The organism is Solirubrobacter soli DSM 22325 (assembly GCF_000423665.1).
Classification (GTDB): domain Bacteria; phylum Actinomycetota; class Thermoleophilia; order Solirubrobacterales; family Solirubrobacteraceae; genus Solirubrobacter; species Solirubrobacter soli.
In genome coordinates this window covers 134,176-150,557 of the sequence record NZ_KE384072.1, presented here as the reverse complement: position 1 = coordinate 150,557, position 16,382 = coordinate 134,176, and the positions used below count along the sequence as shown (strand labels likewise).

17 protein-coding genes are annotated in these 16,382 nt (G+C 71.3%); 7 read left to right on the top strand and 10 right to left on the bottom strand.

What is annotated here, in order from left to right:
• Positions 1 to 23: 23 nt before the first annotated feature.
• Genes G569_RS0139610 through G569_RS65000 form a run of 5 tightly spaced genes read right to left on the bottom strand, consistent with a single transcriptional unit; the run spans position 24 to position 5,637 of the window.
• On the bottom strand, positions 24 to 686 hold the full coding sequence (locus G569_RS0139610; RefSeq protein WP_028067514.1) for an SDR family NAD(P)-dependent oxidoreductase: 663 nt from the start codon (positions 684 to 686) through the stop codon (positions 24 to 26).
• Positions 674 to 1,243, bottom strand: coding sequence for an HD domain-containing protein (locus tag G569_RS0139605; protein WP_028067513.1), 570 nt, complete (start codon positions 1,241 to 1,243; stop codon positions 674 to 676). The genes G569_RS0139610 and G569_RS0139605 overlap by 13 nt, the downstream gene beginning before the upstream one ends.
• Positions 1,240 to 1,821, bottom strand: coding sequence for an HD domain-containing protein (locus G569_RS0139600; protein ID WP_028067512.1), 582 nt, complete (start codon positions 1,819 to 1,821; stop codon positions 1,240 to 1,242). Before G569_RS0139600 ends, G569_RS0139605 begins: the two co-directional genes overlap by 4 nt.
• Entirely contained in the window at positions 1,818 to 3,599 is a 1,782-nt protein-coding gene (locus tag G569_RS0139595; RefSeq protein ID WP_028067511.1) for a PEP-utilizing enzyme, read from the bottom strand. Before G569_RS0139595 ends, G569_RS0139600 begins: the two co-directional genes overlap by 4 nt.
• Positions 3,580 to 5,637, bottom strand: coding sequence for a cytochrome P450 (locus G569_RS65000; RefSeq protein ID WP_064750566.1), 2,058 nt, complete (start codon positions 5,635 to 5,637; stop codon positions 3,580 to 3,582). Before G569_RS65000 ends, G569_RS0139595 begins: the two co-directional genes overlap by 20 nt.
• An 84-nt stretch (positions 5,638 to 5,721) precedes the next feature.
• On the opposite strand from G569_RS65000, the gene G569_RS0139585 reads away from it, so the two are divergent.
• Complete coding sequence (locus G569_RS0139585) at positions 5,722 to 6,609, top strand: LysR family transcriptional regulator (RefSeq protein WP_028067510.1); 888 nt, start codon at positions 5,722 to 5,724, stop codon at positions 6,607 to 6,609.
• On the opposite strand, the gene G569_RS0139580 is transcribed toward G569_RS0139585, so the two are convergent.
• Both G569_RS0139580 and G569_RS55490 read right to left on the bottom strand, forming a co-directional pair.
• Complete coding sequence (locus tag G569_RS0139580) at positions 6,600 to 7,484, bottom strand: DUF559 domain-containing protein (protein WP_211233210.1); 885 nt, start codon at positions 7,482 to 7,484, stop codon at positions 6,600 to 6,602. The genes G569_RS0139585 and G569_RS0139580 overlap by 10 nt on opposite strands.
• A 100-nt stretch (positions 7,485 to 7,584) precedes the next feature.
• The gene (locus tag G569_RS55490) at positions 7,585 to 8,412 is read right to left on the bottom strand and encodes an NAD(P)/FAD-dependent oxidoreductase (RefSeq protein ID WP_037502485.1); all 828 of its coding nucleotides are present in this window, start codon (positions 8,410 to 8,412) and stop codon (positions 7,585 to 7,587) included.
• A gap of 50 nt (positions 8,413 to 8,462) precedes the next feature.
• Here G569_RS55490 and G569_RS0139570 point away from each other — a divergent pair, with 50 nt between their 5' ends.
• Positions 8,463 to 9,011 carry a helix-turn-helix domain-containing protein gene (locus G569_RS0139570; protein ID WP_028067508.1) on the top strand — a complete coding sequence of 183 codons (549 nt, stop codon included), beginning with the start codon at positions 8,463 to 8,465 and terminating at the stop codon, positions 9,009 to 9,011.
• A gap of 41 nt (positions 9,012 to 9,052) precedes the next feature.
• Positions 9,053 to 10,444 carry a M28 family metallopeptidase gene (locus tag G569_RS0139565; RefSeq protein WP_028067507.1) on the top strand — a complete coding sequence of 464 codons (1,392 nt, stop codon included), beginning with the start codon at positions 9,053 to 9,055 and terminating at the stop codon, positions 10,442 to 10,444.
• On the opposite strand, the gene G569_RS0139560 is transcribed toward G569_RS0139565, so the two are convergent.
• Positions 10,420 to 10,794 (bottom strand): hypothetical protein, encoded by a 375-nt coding sequence (locus G569_RS0139560; RefSeq protein WP_028067506.1) that lies wholly within the window; start codon positions 10,792 to 10,794, stop codon positions 10,420 to 10,422. The genes G569_RS0139565 and G569_RS0139560 overlap by 25 nt on opposite strands.
• A gap of 55 nt (positions 10,795 to 10,849) precedes the next feature.
• Between G569_RS0139560 and G569_RS55485 the strand changes: the two genes are divergently transcribed.
• From G569_RS55485 to G569_RS0139545, 3 genes are read left to right on the top strand one after another with little or no spacing between them, the layout of a single operon-like run.
• Positions 10,850 to 11,305 carry a MarR family winged helix-turn-helix transcriptional regulator gene (locus G569_RS55485; protein ID WP_064750565.1) on the top strand — a complete coding sequence of 152 codons (456 nt, stop codon included), beginning with the start codon at positions 10,850 to 10,852 and terminating at the stop codon, positions 11,303 to 11,305.
• Positions 11,302 to 12,987 (top strand): MDR family MFS transporter, encoded by a 1,686-nt coding sequence (locus G569_RS55480; protein ID WP_211233209.1) that lies wholly within the window; start codon positions 11,302 to 11,304, stop codon positions 12,985 to 12,987. Before G569_RS55485 ends, G569_RS55480 begins: the two co-directional genes overlap by 4 nt.
• Positions 12,984 to 13,469, top strand: a complete 486-nt coding sequence (locus G569_RS0139545; protein ID WP_028067505.1) for a universal stress protein — start codon at positions 12,984 to 12,986, stop codon at positions 13,467 to 13,469. The genes G569_RS55480 and G569_RS0139545 overlap by 4 nt, the downstream gene beginning before the upstream one ends.
• Positions 13,470 to 13,575: 106 nt before the next feature.
• On the opposite strand, the gene G569_RS0139540 is transcribed toward G569_RS0139545, so the two are convergent.
• Positions 13,576 to 14,280 carry an SDR family NAD(P)-dependent oxidoreductase gene (locus G569_RS0139540; RefSeq protein ID WP_028067504.1) on the bottom strand — a complete coding sequence of 235 codons (705 nt, stop codon included), beginning with the start codon at positions 14,278 to 14,280 and terminating at the stop codon, positions 13,576 to 13,578.
• A gap of 18 nt (positions 14,281 to 14,298) precedes the next feature.
• On the opposite strand from G569_RS0139540, the gene G569_RS0139535 reads away from it, so the two are divergent.
• Positions 14,299 to 15,477: a BaiN/RdsA family NAD(P)/FAD-dependent oxidoreductase gene (locus tag G569_RS0139535; protein WP_028067503.1), complete on the top strand. Its 1,179-nt coding sequence runs from the start codon at positions 14,299 to 14,301 to the stop codon at positions 15,475 to 15,477.
• Here the strand turns inward: G569_RS0139535 and G569_RS60010 are convergent.
• Entirely contained in the window at positions 15,425 to 16,333 is a 909-nt protein-coding gene (locus G569_RS60010; RefSeq protein WP_306765393.1) for a LysR family transcriptional regulator, read from the bottom strand. The genes G569_RS0139535 and G569_RS60010 overlap by 53 nt on opposite strands.
• Between the last annotated feature and the right edge of the window lie 49 nt (positions 16,334 to 16,382).

The window sequence follows — 16,382 nt, the reverse complement described above, 5'->3', positions numbered from 1 at the left end:
TCGGCCTGAGGCAGAGCAATCCATCACACGAACTGCCGCCCGCCGTCGACCACGAGCGTCTGGCCGGTGATGAACGCGCTGTGCGAGGACGCGAGGAAGAGCGCGGCGCCGACGATGTCGCTCGGCTGCGCGCCGCGTTTCAACGCCCCGCGGTCGACGCCGTAGCTCTCGGCGTCGGAGATCAGCTCGCGGCTCGCCTCGGTCAGCGTGAAGCCCGGGGCGAGGGCGTTCACCCGCACGCCGCGCGCCCCCAGCTCCCGCGCGAGCGTCCGCGTGAGCCCGATCAGCCCCGCCTTGGACGCCACGTAGTGCGCCCACTGCGGCGAGCCGCTGAAGACCGTCGCCGAGGACACATTGACGATCGCTCCGCCGTCACGCACGCGGCAGTGCTTCGCGCACAGCCACGGGCCTTTGAGGTTGACCGCCATCACGCGGTCCCACTCGTCCACCGACAACTCGTCGAACGGCGCCCGCGTGAGCCCCGCGTAGATCGCCGCGTTGTTGACGAGGACGTCGATCGGGCCGACGGTCGCGGCCAGCGTCCGGACGCTCGCCTCGTCGGAGACATCGACCGTCAGCTCCGTCCCGCTCAGGTCGGCGGCGAGCACCTCGTCGCCCCGGGCGGCGAACGCCGATGCGAACGCGCGGCCGAGGCCACCGCCGGCGCCCGTGATCAGTACGCGCATGCCCGGGCCGCGTCGAGGGACTCCCGCGCGAGCACCCGCGCGGGCGCGGTGAACAGCCAGACGTCGATCTTGGCCTCGACGTAGTCCATGAACGCCTCCGGCGTCCGGCCGACCCACACGTGCGTCACGCGGACGCCGCTCTCCGTGTAGCGCCAGAGCTTGTCGGCGTCCTTGACGATCGCGTCCTCCAACGACAACGCCTCCAGACGCGAGTCATGACCGTCGACGATCTCGACGATCCGGGCGCGACGCTCCGCGTCCATCCCCACCCGAGCAAGGATCTCTCGCGCCAGCCGCGCGCCCTCGATCTCGTGCCGGCGGGTGATGTCGGCGTCCCAGCCGCCGGGCGCGTCCTGCAGGCCCGCGTGATGCGTCTCCTCCGGAACCCGCGCGTAGCCGACGTCGTGCAGGAGGATCGCGGGCAGGACGATCAGCGGGTCGGCCTCCGGCAGCGCGTCGAGCAGCCGCTGCGCCAACGCGAACGACGCCGGCACGTGGATCTCGCCCGACCGCACATGCCAGTACGGCTCGGCGAGCGCGTAGATCGTGTCGATCACAGGTCCTCGATCCGCAATGCCCGCCGGGTCTCGGAGAGCTCGGCGCGCGCGATCTCCTCCGCCACCGGCGTGAAGAACAGCGCGAACTGCTCCACCAGGCGCTCGGCGTACTCGCGCGGTGTCAGCGCGAACCAGTCGCACGCGACGCTGACCCCCGTGACGCTGAAGCGCCACAGGCGATCCGCGTCCTTGACCAGCTCGTCGTTGTGCGAGAGCGCGCGGGCGCGGGTGTCGTGGCCGTCGATGATCGCCGCCACCTCGTCGACCAAGGACGCCGCATAGCCGAGCGGCTCGAGGATCGCCCGTGCCAGCCGCGCGCCCTCCTTCTCGTGCGCGATCCGCACGTCGGACTCCATCATCCCCGGCCCGAACCCATCGCGGTAGATCGCCTCCTGATCGACGACCGCCCACCCGATGTCATGCAGCAGGATGCCGAGCAGCACGACGTCCGCGTCGGCTTCGGGGCACGCGCCGAGGAGCCGCTCGGCGTACCCGAACGACAAGGGGACGTGCACGTCGTTCTTGCGCGCCCGCATGTACGGCCGGGCCGCGGCCCAGACCTCCGCGTAGTCGCTCACGAAACCAGCGTCACCGTCCCGCTGTCGCCGTCGACGCGGATCCGCTGCCCCGTCTGGATCGCCGTCGTCGCGCTGCCCGTGCCGGTGACCGCCGGCAGGCCGTACTCGCGGCAGACGATGGCGGCGTGGCTCATCATCCCGCCGATGTCGGTGACCACCGCCGAGATCTGGCTGAACACCGGCCCCCAGGACGGCGCCGTGATGCGCGAGACGAGGATCTCGCCCGGCTGGATCGAGGCCAGCGCGTCGGCGTCCAGGACGACCCGCGCGACGCCCTCGACCGCGCCCGGCGACGCTGCCATGCCACTCAGCCCGGCGTCGGACTCGCCGCCCGAGAGCCACTGACCCACCCGCTCGGACGTGATGCCATAGAGCATGATCGTGAACGGCTCGGTGACCACCGCGGGCGGCTCGTTCATCGCCGGCAGCGGCGGCTTGGAGCCCAAGGCGGCGAGGATGCCCTTGCGCCGCTCGAGCTCCGCCGGCCAGTGGTACGGCCCCGCGCACTCGGCCCCGACGGCCCAGCCGTTGCCGTAGTCGAAGAGCGCCTGCGGGACCTCGTCGCGGCGCAGCAGGAAGATGTCGTCGGCGTCCGCCCAGAAGCCGGCGTCGGCCAGCACCTGCCCGAGCTCCCGCACGCGCCGCCAGAACAGCGAGAGCGACCAGTGCTCGATGTAGAAGTTGTGGTTCTCGACGTACGGGAACACGAGCCGCGACAGCCCGAGCTTGGCGTCGAACGCCTCCTGCGCGTCCGCGGGCAGCAGCGCGCGGTACTCGCTCGTGACCCGGTCGCGCTCGGCGCTGATCGCCGCCGTCGGCCGCGCGATGTCCTTGCCCGCCCGCAGCTCCCCGACGTACCCCGCCATGAAGCCGAACGGGATCTCGAGGTGGTCCAGCCAGACCTTGTCGGTGCTGTACATGCCGCTGCCCGACGAGAAGTTGAACCACGGGTCCTTGGCCGCCTCCCACGCGTCCAGCCAGACCTCGTCGGTGATGCCGGAGAGCCCGCGCGAGACGTCCACGTCGCGCGAGACCGCCAGCAGCGCGAGCCGCTTGAGCTCGTCGTCGGGCCGGAAGAGGTCGACCTCGATGCCCTGGACCATCTTCGCGATCCCGAGGTCGCTGATCCCGGGGAACGCCTCCTGGCAGAAGCCGAAGAAGTCCAGGTAGGCGACGTAGCCGAGATTGAGGAACTCGAAGTGGTACTGGAACGCCGTGTACGCCAGCTCGATCAGCCGGTTGTAGTCATGGGTCATCGCGGCGTGCGGGTCCAGGCCCTTGCCGCTCGTGATGTCACCCAGCGGCACCCGCTCGGGGAGCGGCTCGAAGCGGATCGCCTCGAGCTCGCCGATCACCCCGCGGATCTTGGAGTGCCAGTTCTCCAGCAGCGACGGCCAGTTGGCGAAGTAGTAGCCCGCGCGTTCGAGGAACTCCGGCACGCGCGCCGGGATCTCCTCCTCCGGCACGCCGACCGGCGACATGTAGACGTAGCCGTTGTGGACGCGGTAGTCGATCCCGTTCGCCGGCGGGATCACGTAGTGGCGCGTGTTGTACTGGCCGAGGCAGCGGATCGCGAACTCGACCGTGATCGTGTCGAACGGCTTGAACACCGTCGGCCAGTGCTGCGTGTCCGCGAACCAGAAGCGCGCCTCCTCGGCCTCGCGCCGGTCCTCCCGGAAGTGCAGGTAGTACGGGTAGAGCTCCTCCCACCCCGCGGCCTCGGGCGGCGGCGCGTCGTCGTACGGGCTGGCGAAGCGCTTAATGGTCGGCGTCGACACCGGAGGTCCTCCTCTGGGCCAGCGGGTTGATGAGGGTGCTGACCAGGCTTCCGATCCCGGTCGCGTATGACGTGGTGCGCAGCGGCTTGTTCGCCCAGACGGTCTCAGGGCGCGCTTGGAGCAGGAAGACCGCGCCGGAGGCGTCGATCGCCCACTCGATGTCCTGCGGGCGCCCGTAGTGCTGCTCGACGAGCTTGGCCAACCGCGCGACCTGCCGCACTTCGACCGCGCTCAGACAGTCCGTGACGGGGCGGGTGGAGACGACGTCGAGCATCACCTTGTCGACCAGGTAGTGGTCGGGGGTGACCTCGCCGCCGACGACCGCCTCGCCGACGCCCGGCGCGGCCTCGACGGCGATCTTCGACCGGTCGCCGTTGGAGGGGTTGAGGGTCATCGCGACCCCGGCCGCCCGCGCCGGCACCATCCGCTGCACGGCGACGGCCATCAGCGGCTCGTCGATGCCCCGATCGTGCCGGTAGGCGAGCGCGCGGCCGGTGTTCATCGATCCCCAGCAGCGCTCGACGTGGCGGATCACCTCGTCGGCGCCCGTGACCCACAGGTAGGTGTCGTACTGGCCGGCGCAGGAGGCGTCGACGGCGTCCTCGGAGGTCGCGCTCGAGCGCACGGCGACCGGGACGTCGTCGCCGAGTGCCGCGTACGCCGCGCGGATCTCCGCCTCGGGCACACCGCCCGACGCGAACGCATGCGTGGTCACCGCGAACCCACCCGGGACCGGGAACCCGGCGCGGAGCATCGTGCCCAGGCTCAGCGCCTTCCCGCCCACGACCGTGACATCGGCGCAGTCCTCCAACGGCAGCACCGGGACCGGCCAGCGCACGTGCACGGCGGCGGGCGCGCGGAAGGTCGTGTTCGCCGGGTAGTCGAACGTCTGGCCGGGCACGAGCTCCAGCCCGGGCAGGCGCGCGGTCAGCTCCTCCAGGACCACGCGCGCCTCCAACCGCGCCAGTGACGCGCCCAGGCAGAAGTGGATGCCGTGGCCGAACGCGAGGTGACCGCGCGCGTTCTCGCGCCGCAGGTCGATCGCCTCGGGGTCGGCGAACACGGTGTCGTCGTGGTTGGCAGAGCCCAGCAGGAGCAGCACGTTCGCGCCCGCGGGCAGCGTGACCTCCCCGATCCGCGTGTCCTGCTTGACGCGGCGCTTCCACGCGAACACCGGCGCCACGAGCCGCAGCAGTTCCTCGACCGCGGTCGGGATCAGCGACTCGTCGCGCGTGAGCTCCACCCACCGCTCACGTTGTCCCAGCAGCTCCTTGATGCCACTCGCGAGCAGCGCCGAGGTCGTCTCATGCCCCGCGGTGAGCTGCCCATAGACCAGCCCGGCCATCTCGTCGAGGCTGATCGACGCGTCGTCGAGCGCGACCAGCGCCGACGGCAGGTCGTCGCGCGGCTCGCGCTTGCGCGCCTCGATCAGCTCGATGCAGTAGCGCCAGTAGCGGACGAGGTTCTCGGCGTGCGCGACCTGCTCGGACACGGGCAGATCGCCGAAGTTGAGGAACACCCGGCTCGCCGCCCACTCCTTGACGCGTGGGACGTCCGCATCGGGGATGCCGAGCAACCGGAAGATCACGAGCGCGGGGAGCTCGTGGGTGAGCGCCTCGACGAGATCGGCGTGCCCACGCGACGCGAAGCGGTCGATCATGGTCGTCGTCAGCTCGCGGATCTGCGGCTCCAGCGCCGCGACCCGCCGTGGCGTGAACGCCTTGGCGATGAACCCGCGCAGGCGGGTGTGCTCGGGCGGCTGGCGGCCCGAGAGCCCGCTGTAAGCGCGGAAGTCGCCCTCGTCCAGCACCCGCTCGACCTCCGCCGGTCGTGGCTTGTAGGGCGCCTGCGTGTTCTCCGAGCTGAAGACCGTCGGCGCTTTGAAGATCGCGTGGATGTCCGCGTAGCGCGTGACGACGTAGTAGCCGAGCGCCTCGCTGAAGAACACCGGCTCCTCGGCGCGGGCACGGGCGTAGAACGCGAACGGGTCGGCGAGCTCGAACGGGCGGAACGAGCAGCTGAGTGGTCTCTCCTCCACTGCGGCGCGACGGTACGCCAGATCGCTTGTGCGGATCAAGACGAATTCGCGCGTCTGTGAAAGGCAGCGCCTATCATCGGCCTCGTGGAGCTGCGGCAACTCCGAGCGTTCGTCGCCGTCGCGGAGGAGCTGCACTTCCGCCGCGCCGCCGAGCAGCTGCACCTGTCGCAGCCGAGCGTCTCCCAACAGGTGCGTGCGCTCGAGGAGGAGCTGGGCGTGCGGCTCTTCGACCGCAACCGCCGCGGCGTCGCGCTCACACCCGCCGGGATCGCGCTGCTCGACGACGCGCGCGACGTCCTCGCCCGCGCCGCCCAGGCCGCCGAGCGTGCCCGCGCGGCCGGATCGGGCTCCCGCGGGCGGCTGCGGCTCTCGCTCACCCGCTCGCTCACCGGCGGCCTCGCCGGCGAGATCGTCGAGGCCTTCCGCGCCCGCTACCCGGACGTCGCCCTCGATCTTTCGGTCGGCTACACGAGCCTGCACGCGGAGCAGCTGCGGCACGGCCTGATCGACGTCGCCTTCGTGCGCCCGCCGCTGCTGGACCCGGGCATCGAGGAGCACGAACTGGCCCGCGAGCCGCTCGTGTGCGTGCTCCCCAAGGCCCATCCGCTCGCCCGCCGCCGCGCGATCGACCCCGCCGACCTGCACGGGGAGCCGCTCGTGTGGTGGCCGCGCGACCACGGACCGGGGCCGTGGGAGGAGATGCTCGGCGCGGTCTACGGCGACGGTCTGTGGCCGGCGGTCACGCGCACGGAACCCGAGGAGGAGCGGCTCGTGCACGCCGTGGCCGAGGGCGCGGGCGTGAGCTTCATCATGCTCGAGCGCTCGCGGACGCTGCGCGTGCCCGGCGCGGTCTACCGGCGCTTCACGGCGCCGGAGCCGACCGTCGGCATCGCGCTCGCCTGGCCGCGCGGGCGCGACCTGCCGGTCGTCGCGCGCCTGCGTGAGGTGGCCGAGGAGATCGCTCATGCCTGAAGCGCGCGCTCGATCCGGCGCAGGCTCGCCCGCGGCTCAAGGGTCACCTGTCGCCAGGACACGCGCACGACCGTCTCCCCGTGCGCTTCGAACACCGCCTGACGCGCCGCGTCGTCCGCTCGCGCGAGCGCCTGATCGTGCGTCCGCCTGCCGTCGGCCTCGACGATCACCCGCCGCTCCGGCCAACGGAAGTCGGGCTTGAAGCCGAGGTACCACTGGCCGACCAGCGGCATCGGGAGACCACCGTCCACGAGCAGCGCCAGCAGCGCGTCCTCGAACTCGTTCATCGTCGGCGCGGCCGACGCGACGATCTTGCGCAGGCGTCGCGCGCCGCGATGGCGGCTCGAGACGAGATCGGCGAGCCGGATCGCGCGCTGATTGAGCGCCTCGTTGACCGCGCGGCGCAACCGGCCGTCAGGTAGCCGCGAGCCGGCGAGGTCGATGAGCGTGCGCAGCACGGGCGTCACCGGGATGCCCCTGACGTGGCAGCGTTCGATCGTCTTCGCGCGATGGGTCCGCAGCCCTGGATGCTTGCGCGCCGTCCGGGTCGTCACCTCCGGCGCGCGGGCATCCCACTCGAGCAAGCGATGCAATACGGCGGCTGAGAAGTGACTGAGCACCGCGTCGGGACCGCATGCCTTCACCGCAGCGAGAAAACACGCGTCCAGCGACAACACCTCGTAGCCGACCACGTACACGCCCGTGAACCGGCGATGCAGCCGCCCGTTGCGAACGCGCACGCCGATCGCGTCATCGTCGAGCCCGCACTCGTGCAGCTCCGCCCGCGTCAGCACGCCGTGCTCACGCGCGGCCCGCTTCGCCACCAGGACGTCGGGGTGAGTGATGGATTTCTCGGCCTCAAGCACCAAATCCATCACTCGCTGATGCAGCTCGAACATGAACCGCAGCATCGCCCGCCCGCCTGCGACGGAACAAGACGTGTTCGTTACAAAAGTGCGCCGAAAGTGTGCCGAATCACACGTGGAGGATGCCGTCGGCGACGAGCAGGTGGACGTTGATGAAGACCGCGGCGCGGGCGCCGTCGGCGATCGACATCGGCACGTTGAGCATCGGGTCCGCGCAGTTGCCGACCGCGTAGACGCCGTCGACGGTGGTCTTGCGGTCCTGCGCCGCCGACGCGATGAAGCCCGCCTCGGTCAGCTCGCAGCCCAGTTGCACCGCCAGATCCACGCGCGGGTGCATGGCGACGTTGAAGAACAGCGCGTCGCGTTCGAGCGACGTCCCGTCGGCCAGTTCGACGTGGGTCAGGTGGCCGTCGCGGTGCACGAAGCGGGTGACCTGGGCCGGGTCGAGGACGATCGTGTCGGCGGACCACTGGCGCAGGAGCGGTCCCATGTGCGCGGCCGCCTCGGCGCCGGCGTAGACGGCGATCCGCTCGTCGCGGTGCTCCCACCCGTCGCAGTACGGGCAGGTGTGGGCGCTGATGCCATAGATCGCTTCGAAGCCGGGGACGTCGGGCGTGGCGTCGAGCAGCCCGGTCGCGAGCACGATCGTGCTCGCGGTGATGCCGTCGAGCTCGAAGCCGCCCTCGATCGCCCGCGCCGCGCTCACGGCGGCGGGCCGCACCTCGGCGCCGTAGCGCGCGACCTCCTCGATCCCGCGGCGGCGCAGCTCGGCGGGGGAGAGGCCGTCGTGGCCGAGCACGCCGTGCATGGCGCGGGCGGCGTGGTTGCGCGGCTCGCCGCTGTCGAGCACCAGCACGGTTCGACGGGCGCGGCCGAGGGTCAACGCGGCGCTCAGGCCCGCGGGCCCGGCGCCGACGACGATGCAGTCGAAGTCCATGGGGGTGAGGGTGGCGTGTCCGCACCGATATGGCAAGATGGCATGCCGAAATGGCAAGCACCGACGAACTGGTCCGCGCCCGCCTGAAGGCCTTGCGCGTCGAGCGCGGCCTCAGCCAGGAGGAAGTCGCCGAGCGTGCGGGGATGGCGCCTTCGACCCTGAGCCGGCTCGAGTCCGGCGCACGCCGCCTCGCGCTCGACCACCTGACGCCGCTGGCGAACGCGCTCGGCGTCGAGGTCGGCGAGCTGCTCGCGCCGGCCACCCACGACCCGCGGGTGCGTGAGAAGCCCCGCACCGTCGAGGGCATCGTGTTCCGGCCCCTCTCGCGCAGCGCCCCCGGCGGCCTCGTCGTCGCCCACATGTCCTTCCCGCCCGAGCGCACCGTCCCGCACGCCCGCACCCACGAAGGCCACGAGTGGATCTACGTCCTCAGTGGGCGCCTGCGGCTCGTGCTCGGCGACGACGATCTGATCCTCGAGCCGGGCGAGGCGGCCGAGTTCTCCACCTGGACCCCGCACTGGATGGGCGCCGTCGACGGTCCGGTCCAGGCGCTCGCGATCTTCGGCCCGCAAGGACAGCGGGTGCATCTGCGGACCTGAGCGGGTAGGCCCACCGGCGTCCGAGTCGGTTGGGAGGAACCATGTCTGGACGCTGGAAGGGTCTGACGGCCGCGGTTGCCGTGGGTGTCGCGGGTTGGGTCGCTGTCGGGCCGGCGGTGGGAGACCGCCATGACGATGGGTGGTGGGGGCCGCCGCGCGATGTGCGGCAGGCGCTCGACCAGGTCGATGCGCGCAGCCTGCAGCGCTACGACCACGCGCTGGTTGGATTCGGGACGCGGCACACGCTGTCGGTGCAGGACGACCCGGCGCGCGGGATCGGTGCCGCACGCGACTACATCAAGGGCCAGTTCGACCAGATCGCGCAGACCGCGGGCGGGCGGATGACGGTCGAGCTGCAGAGCTATGTGCAGCCGGTCGCGTCACGGATCCCGGTCCCGACGACGATCACCAATGTCGTCGCCACGTTGAAGGGAACCGACCCGGCCTCGGCTGACCGCGTCTACGTGGTCGGCGCGCACTACGACTCGCGCGTGACCGATGTGCTGAACGGGACCGACGACGCGCCGGGCGCCAACGACGACGGCTCCGGCACGTCCGCCGTTCTCGAGCTCGCGCGGGTGCTCGCGCCGCGGCCCACGGAGGCGACGATCGTCTTCGTCACGTACGCGGGTGAGGAGCAGGGGCTGTACGGCTCCAATCACTTCGCGGAGGTCGCCAAGCAGGCGGGGATGAACATCCAGGGTGTCCTGAACATGGACATCATCGGCAGCCCGGTCGGCGGCAGCGGGCTGCGCGACGACCGGACGATCCGGCTCTTCTCCGAGGGCGTGCCGACCGCGGAGACGCCCGCCGAGACCGCACGGCGGCAGGCGATCGGCGGCGAGAACGACGGCGTCTCGCGCCAGCTCGCCCGCTTCGTCAAGGAGACGGGCGAGAACGACGCGACCGGGATGCGGGTGAAGCTCGTCTGGCGCCGCGACCGCTTCCTGCGCAGTGGCGACCAGGTGTCGTTCCTGCAGCGGGCCTGGCCCGGGGTGCGATTCACGGAGCCGTTCGAGAACTTCGACCACCAGCACCAGGACGTGCGGGTGGAGGACGGCAAGCAGTTCGGCGACCTCGAGCAGTTCGTCGACTTCCGCTACCTCGCGCGGGTGACGCGGGTGGTCGGGTCGTCGCTGGCCGCTTTGGCGCGGGCGCCGCGGGCGCCGGTGAACGCGCGGATGCTCACCTCAGGCCTCGGCTACGACACCACGCTGCGCTGGAACGCGAACCCCGAGCCTGACGTGGTCGGCTACGAGGTCGTCTGGCGCGACTCGACCGAGCCGCTGTGGACGAACTCGCGCCGCTTCGGGACCGTGACCGAGGCGACGATCCCGAACCTCAACAAGGACGACTACCAGGTGGGTGTGCGGGCGATCGACCGCGACGGCAACCGCAGCCCGGTCGCCTACCCGATCCCGGCGAGCGCCTGATCGCGCAGGTGGGCGCAGCCGCTGGCTCGAGCCGCGGGCGTCACGCTTCCGGAGAGCCCGCGGCCGCTGCCGGATCGCGACGTCCGGCGGGCGGTCCAGCAGCGCCCGTCGCGGACGCGCACCGAGTACTCCGCCGGGTCGTCGTTCGGCCCGGCGGTCACGGTGCACCGCCACGTCACGGTGCCGCGGCGGTGGCAGGGGTTGACGTCGCGTTTGGCGTCGAGTCCGCCGGCGACGCTGCGCTGGAGCGTCTCCCCGTTGACGTCGCCGATCGCGGGCGCAAGCACCCACACGCCGCCGATCACGAGCAGCAGCACCAGCGGCTTGATCAGCTTGAAGAGCAGGAACACCGGGTGGAAAGGTAGACTCACCGCGCTACAATTGCTTGCAGAAAGCAAGTATGTGATGCCAACGCCTTCTGAAGACCTCGTGATCGCGCTGTACCGGCTGGGGTTGGTGCAGCGTTCGATCGCCCGCCATGCGCTCGCGGAGCTCGGCTCGCAGGGGTTCACCGCCCTCGCCGTGGTCCATCGCCAAGGGCCGGTGCGGGTGAGTGAGGTGGCCGACCAGCTGAGCGTCGACCTGTCGGTCGCGAGCCGGCAGGTGGCCGCGCTCGTGCTCGCCGGCTACGTCGACCGCGAGCCCGACCCGGACGATCGCCGCGCCACGCGCCTGCGGGTCACGGAGTCGGGCACGCGCGTGCTGACTGATTCGCATCGCCGCATGGTCGCCACCGCGACCAGCGCGCTGAACGGCTGGTCGGACGACGAGATCGCCGGGCTGGCGTCCCAGCTCGAGCGGCTTCGCGAGGACTTCGCCTCCGTGGCATCGCTTCCGACCCGCCAGGAGCACGCCGCATGACCGCCACCGCCGAACCATTCGCACCCGAGGAGCCCGACGGACGGCGCGGTGAGACCGCGCGGGGCGCCGTCGCCCGCGGTGGGGGTGCCGCGGGTGGGCGCGCCGCCGGCCCACCCGGTGAGGGCGCTGAGGGTGGGCGCCCCGCCATGTCGCACCGCGAGGTGCTCGAGGCCATGTCCGGCCTGCTGCTGGCGATGTTCGTGGCGATCCTGTCGTCGACGGTCGTCTCGACCGCGCTGCCGCGGATCATCGGCGACCTGGGGGGAAGCCAGTCCGCCTACACGTGGGTGGTCACCTCGACGCTGCTGGCGCTGACGGTCACGACCCCGATCTGGGGCAAGCTCTCCGACCTCTTCGACCGCAAGCTGCTGGTCCAGACCGGGCTCGTGCTCTACGTAGGAGGATCGGTGCTCGCCGGCCTCTCGCAGTCCACGAGCTTCCTGATCGCGTGTCGCGTCGTGCAGGGGATCGGCGTCGGCGGGCTCACCGCGCTCGTGCAGGTGATCCTGTCCGACCTCGTCTCGCCGCGCGAGCGCGGCCGCTACGCGGGCTATCTCGGCGCGGTGTTCGGGGTGGGCACCGTCGCCGGCCCGCTGATCGGCGGCGTCGTCACCGACTCCCTCGGCTGGCGCTGGTGCTTCTACATCGGCGTGCCGTTCGCGGTCGCGGCGTTCGCGGTCCTGCAGAAGACCCTCCACCTCCCGCGCCGCCGCCGGCAGGCGAGGATCGACTACGCGGGCGCGACGCTGATCGCCGCGGGCGTCTCGAGCCTGCTCATCTGGGTCTCGCTCGCCGGTCAGCAGTACGACTGGGTCTCGTGGCAGAGCGCGGTCCTGGTGGGCGCGGGCGTCCTGCTCTGCCTCGCGGCGGTGCTGGTGATGCGGCGCTCCAGCGAACCGCTGATCCCGCTGCGGCTGTTCTCCAACCGCAGCGTTGTCCTCGCGGTGGTCGCGAGCGTCGCCGTCGGCATCGCGATGTTCGGCACGACGGTCTTCCTCAGCCAATACATGCAGGTCGCGCGCGGGAAGTCGCCGACCGAGTCGGGCCTGCTGACGATCCCGATGGTCACCGGGCTCTTCCTCGCCTCGACCTTCATCGGCCGGCTGGTGTCCAAGACGGGACGCTACAAGCGCTACCTGCTGATCGGCGCGACGCTGCTGACCGCGGGCCTGGGCCTGATGGGGACGCTGGACGAGACCACGAGCCTCGTCGAGCTCGGGGCGTTCATGTTCGTGATGGGCGCCGGCGTCGGCATGTTGATGCAGAACCTGGTGCTGGTCGTGCAGAACACGGTGCGTTTCGAGGACATCGGCGCGGGCTCGTCGCTCGTCGCGTTCTTCAGGTCCTTGGGCGGAGCGATCGGCGTCAGCGTCCTCGGCGCCCTGCTCGCCCACCACGCGAGCGCCGACATCCGCTCGGGCCTGGCCGACGCCGGGATCGAGGCCACCGGCAGCGCCGACCAAGTGCCGGACGTGTCGACGCTCCCGGCCCCCGTCGCCCACATCGTCGAGCACGCCTACGGGACGGGCGTGGGCGAGATCTTCCTCACCGCGGCTCCGCTCGGGCTCGTCGCCCTCGCCGCGGTCGCGCTGTTGCGCGAGGTGCCGCTCGGCGGCAAGAGCGGAATCGACATCGCCCGCGAGCGGGCGTCCACCCATGACCAGCAAGGAGCGACCTCATGAGCGTCGCGACCACACCTGAGCCCGCCGCGGTTCTCGGCGAGCTCACGTTGCACCGGCTCCTCGTCGCCATCGACGGCTCGGCCAACGCCGAGCTGGCCCTGACGGCCGCGATCACCGCCGCCCGCAGAGACAACGCCACGATCACCCTGATCAGCGTCGGGCCCGACCTGTCCACCGGCCCGGCCGCATGGTCGGTCCCCGTCGCGGGCACGCTCGACCAGGGCTCGGTCGACGAGGACCTCTGCAAGCGCCTGCGCGCCGTCACCGCGCGGATCCCGTCCGACATCGCCGTCCACACGCTCTACCGCCGCGGCAAGCCCGGACCGGAGATCGTCAAGGCCGCCAAGGAGGGCGACTACGACGCGATCATCCTCGGCGCCCGCGGCGTCGGCCGCGTGGGCGCGCTGATGGGCAGCGTGTCCTCCCACGTCCTGCACCACGCGGACATCGCGGTCTTCGTCGCCCACGCGCCGAAGGAATAACCCCCGCCGTTCGCAGCGTCTTGAGGGGAGTGGCCACAGGCCTCGGCGCCGTCACTGGGGAGTCCCGGCGCCGAGGCCGCGCGCCTTGGAGTTCGCCAACGGGCTCCTAGTAGTGGATGGCGCCCTTGGCGCCGCCGCCGACGGCGATCGCGTCGCCGTTGATGGCGACCGAGCGCGGGGAGGCGAGGAACGCGATCACGTCCGCGACCTCCTCCGCGGTGACGAATCGCCCGATCGACACGGTCTCGGCCAGCGCCGCGGGCGGCGTGCGCTCGGTGATCGTCGGCCCGGGGTGGACGACCGTGACGTTGATGCCCTGCGGCCCGAGCTCGTCGGCGAGGTTCTTCGTCAGCGCGCTCACGGCGACGTTGCGGACCGAGCCGACGACCGAGCCGGCGTGGCGCGCGGCGAGGCCGGAGACGTTGATGATCCGGCCCCAGCCGTTCATGTGCGGCACCACCGCCCGCGCGGTGCGAAGGTAGCCGCGCACCTTGATCGCCAGGTGCGCCTCGAGGTCGTCCTCGCTGAAGCCGCCCTGATTGGGCGTGGCGGCGGCGTTGACGAGGATGTCGATGCCGCCGAAGGCCTCGCTCACGGCCGCGACCATCGCCGCGACGCTCTCGTCGCTGCCGGTGTCCGTCGGCACGGCGAGCGCGCCGATCTCCTGCGCCGCGGCGTTCAGCGCTTCCTCGCCGCGCGCGACCAGCGCGACGCGCGCACCCTCCGCGACCAGAGCACGCGCGGTCGCCAGTCCGATTCCCCTGCTGCCGCCCGTGACGATCGCCCGGCGGCCGTTCAGTTCGAGATCCACGCTTTGATGTGTATCGAGTTGCGCTCTACCGACGTTGTGATCATCGGCGCTGGTGCCGCCGGGCTGATGTGCGCCCTGACCGCCTCCGAGCGCGGGCGTCGCGTGCTGCTCATCGAGCGCTCCAACAAGGCGGGCAAGAAGATCCTCATGTCGGGTGGAGGGCGCTGCAACTTCACCAACATCTACGCGGAGCCGGCGAACTTCGCGTCGACGAACCCGCACTTCTGCAAGTCGGCTTTGGCCCGCTACACGCCGTGGGACTTCATCGCCCTGGTCAGCAAGCACGGTGTGCCGTACCACGAGAAGAAGCTGGGCCAGCTGTTCTGCGACAACAAGTCCAAGGACATCCTCAACCTGCTCTTGGAGGAGTGCCGTCTGGCGGGCGTCGAGTTGCACATCGGCAAAGCGGTGCACCAGATCGAGAAGACCGATGCGGGCTATGCGCTGAGCACCGACATCGGGCCCGTCGCATCGGCGACGTTGGTGGTCGCCACCGGCGGTCTGTCGATCCCGACGCTGGGCGCCACCGGCTTCGGCTACGAGATCGCTCGCCAGTTCGGCCACAACGTCCTGCCCACCCGCGCCGGCCTGGTGCCGTTCACGATGTCCGGGCGGCTCAAGGAGCTGTGCACCGAGCTGTCGGGCACGTCGGTGGACTGCGTGGCCGCCTGCAACGGCGAGAGCTTCCGCGAGAACCTGCTGTTCACCCACCGCGGCCTCAGCGGCCCGGCGATCCTGCAGATCTCCTCGTTCTGGCACCCGGGCGATGTCGTGGAGATCAACCTGCTGCCCGACCAGGACGCCCTGGAGTGGCTGCGAGGCCAGCAGGCCGCGCGCCCGAACAGTGAGCTCAAGACCGTTCTCGGCGACGTCTTCACCAAGAAGATGGCGGCGCTCGTGGCCGACCACTGGTTCGCTTCCAAGCCGATGAAGCGGTACACCCCGGCGGGGTTGCGCGAGATCGCCGACCAGCTCGGCGCCTGGCAGCTCGTGCCGGCCGGCACCGAGGGCTACCGGACCGCTGAGGTCACCCTCGGCGGCGTCGACACCCGCGAGGTGTCGTCCAAGACCATGGAATCACTGAAGAGCCCAGGCCTGTACTTCATCGGCGAGGTGCTGGACGTCAGCGGCCACCTGGGCGGCTTCAACTTCCAGTGGGCTTGGGCGTCTGGTCACGCGGCGGCGCAGTACGTGTGAGATCGCGGGCGGCAGCGGTGACGGCGCGGACGGCGGCGCTGCCGGCGCCCTTGCTGGTCGCGAGGTGGAAGGGCAGCAGGACGTGCGGGATCAGCGGGACGAACGCGGAGCCCGGGAGCGGGTCGGGGTACGCGCCCCGCACGTAGATCACGACGCCCTGCTGCTCCCGCACCGCCTGCAGTCCGAGGTCCGGATAGGGATCCGGTCGGGTGCGGGGCGTGATGCCGGCCGCCGCGAACGCGGCGAGCACCTGGTCGGTGAAGCCACCGGAGTCGTGGCCGGAGGCGACGAGGATCGTCTCGTCGGCCAGGTCCGACAGCGTGAGCTGGTCGCGGGACGCGAGCGGATGGGCGTCGGAGAGGTGGACGACGGCGGGCTCCGCGAGCAACGGGATCAGCGTGACTCCGGGTGGAGCGGGCTGCGGCGCGCAGAACGTGACCGCGAGGTCCAGCCTGCTGGCGGCGACGTCCCGGAGCAGCGCGCCGGTGGTGTCCTCGCTCATGTAGAGCATGACGGCGGGGGCGTGGGCGGCGCATGCCGCGAGCAGCCGGGGCCCGACGCCGTAGCGCGCGGTGGGCGAGATGCCGACACGCAGCCGCGACGGGGAAGCTCCAGCGTGCGCGCGGACTTCCTCGGCGACGGCCTCGGCGTGGTCGAGCAGCTCGCGGCCGCGCCGCAGCAGCAACTCGCCTGGCGGCGTGATGGTCACGCGCCGTCCGCGGCGAGCGAGCAGCTCGACCCCCAACTGCGCCTCGAGCTGCTTGATCGCCGCGCTGAGCGACGGTTGGGAGATGTGCAGCTGCTCGGCCGCACGCGTGACATTGCCGGTTTCGGCGACGGCCACGAAGTAGCGGATGAGGCGCAGCTCAGGGCTTATAGGCGCAGGCTATCTGACACGAGGAATC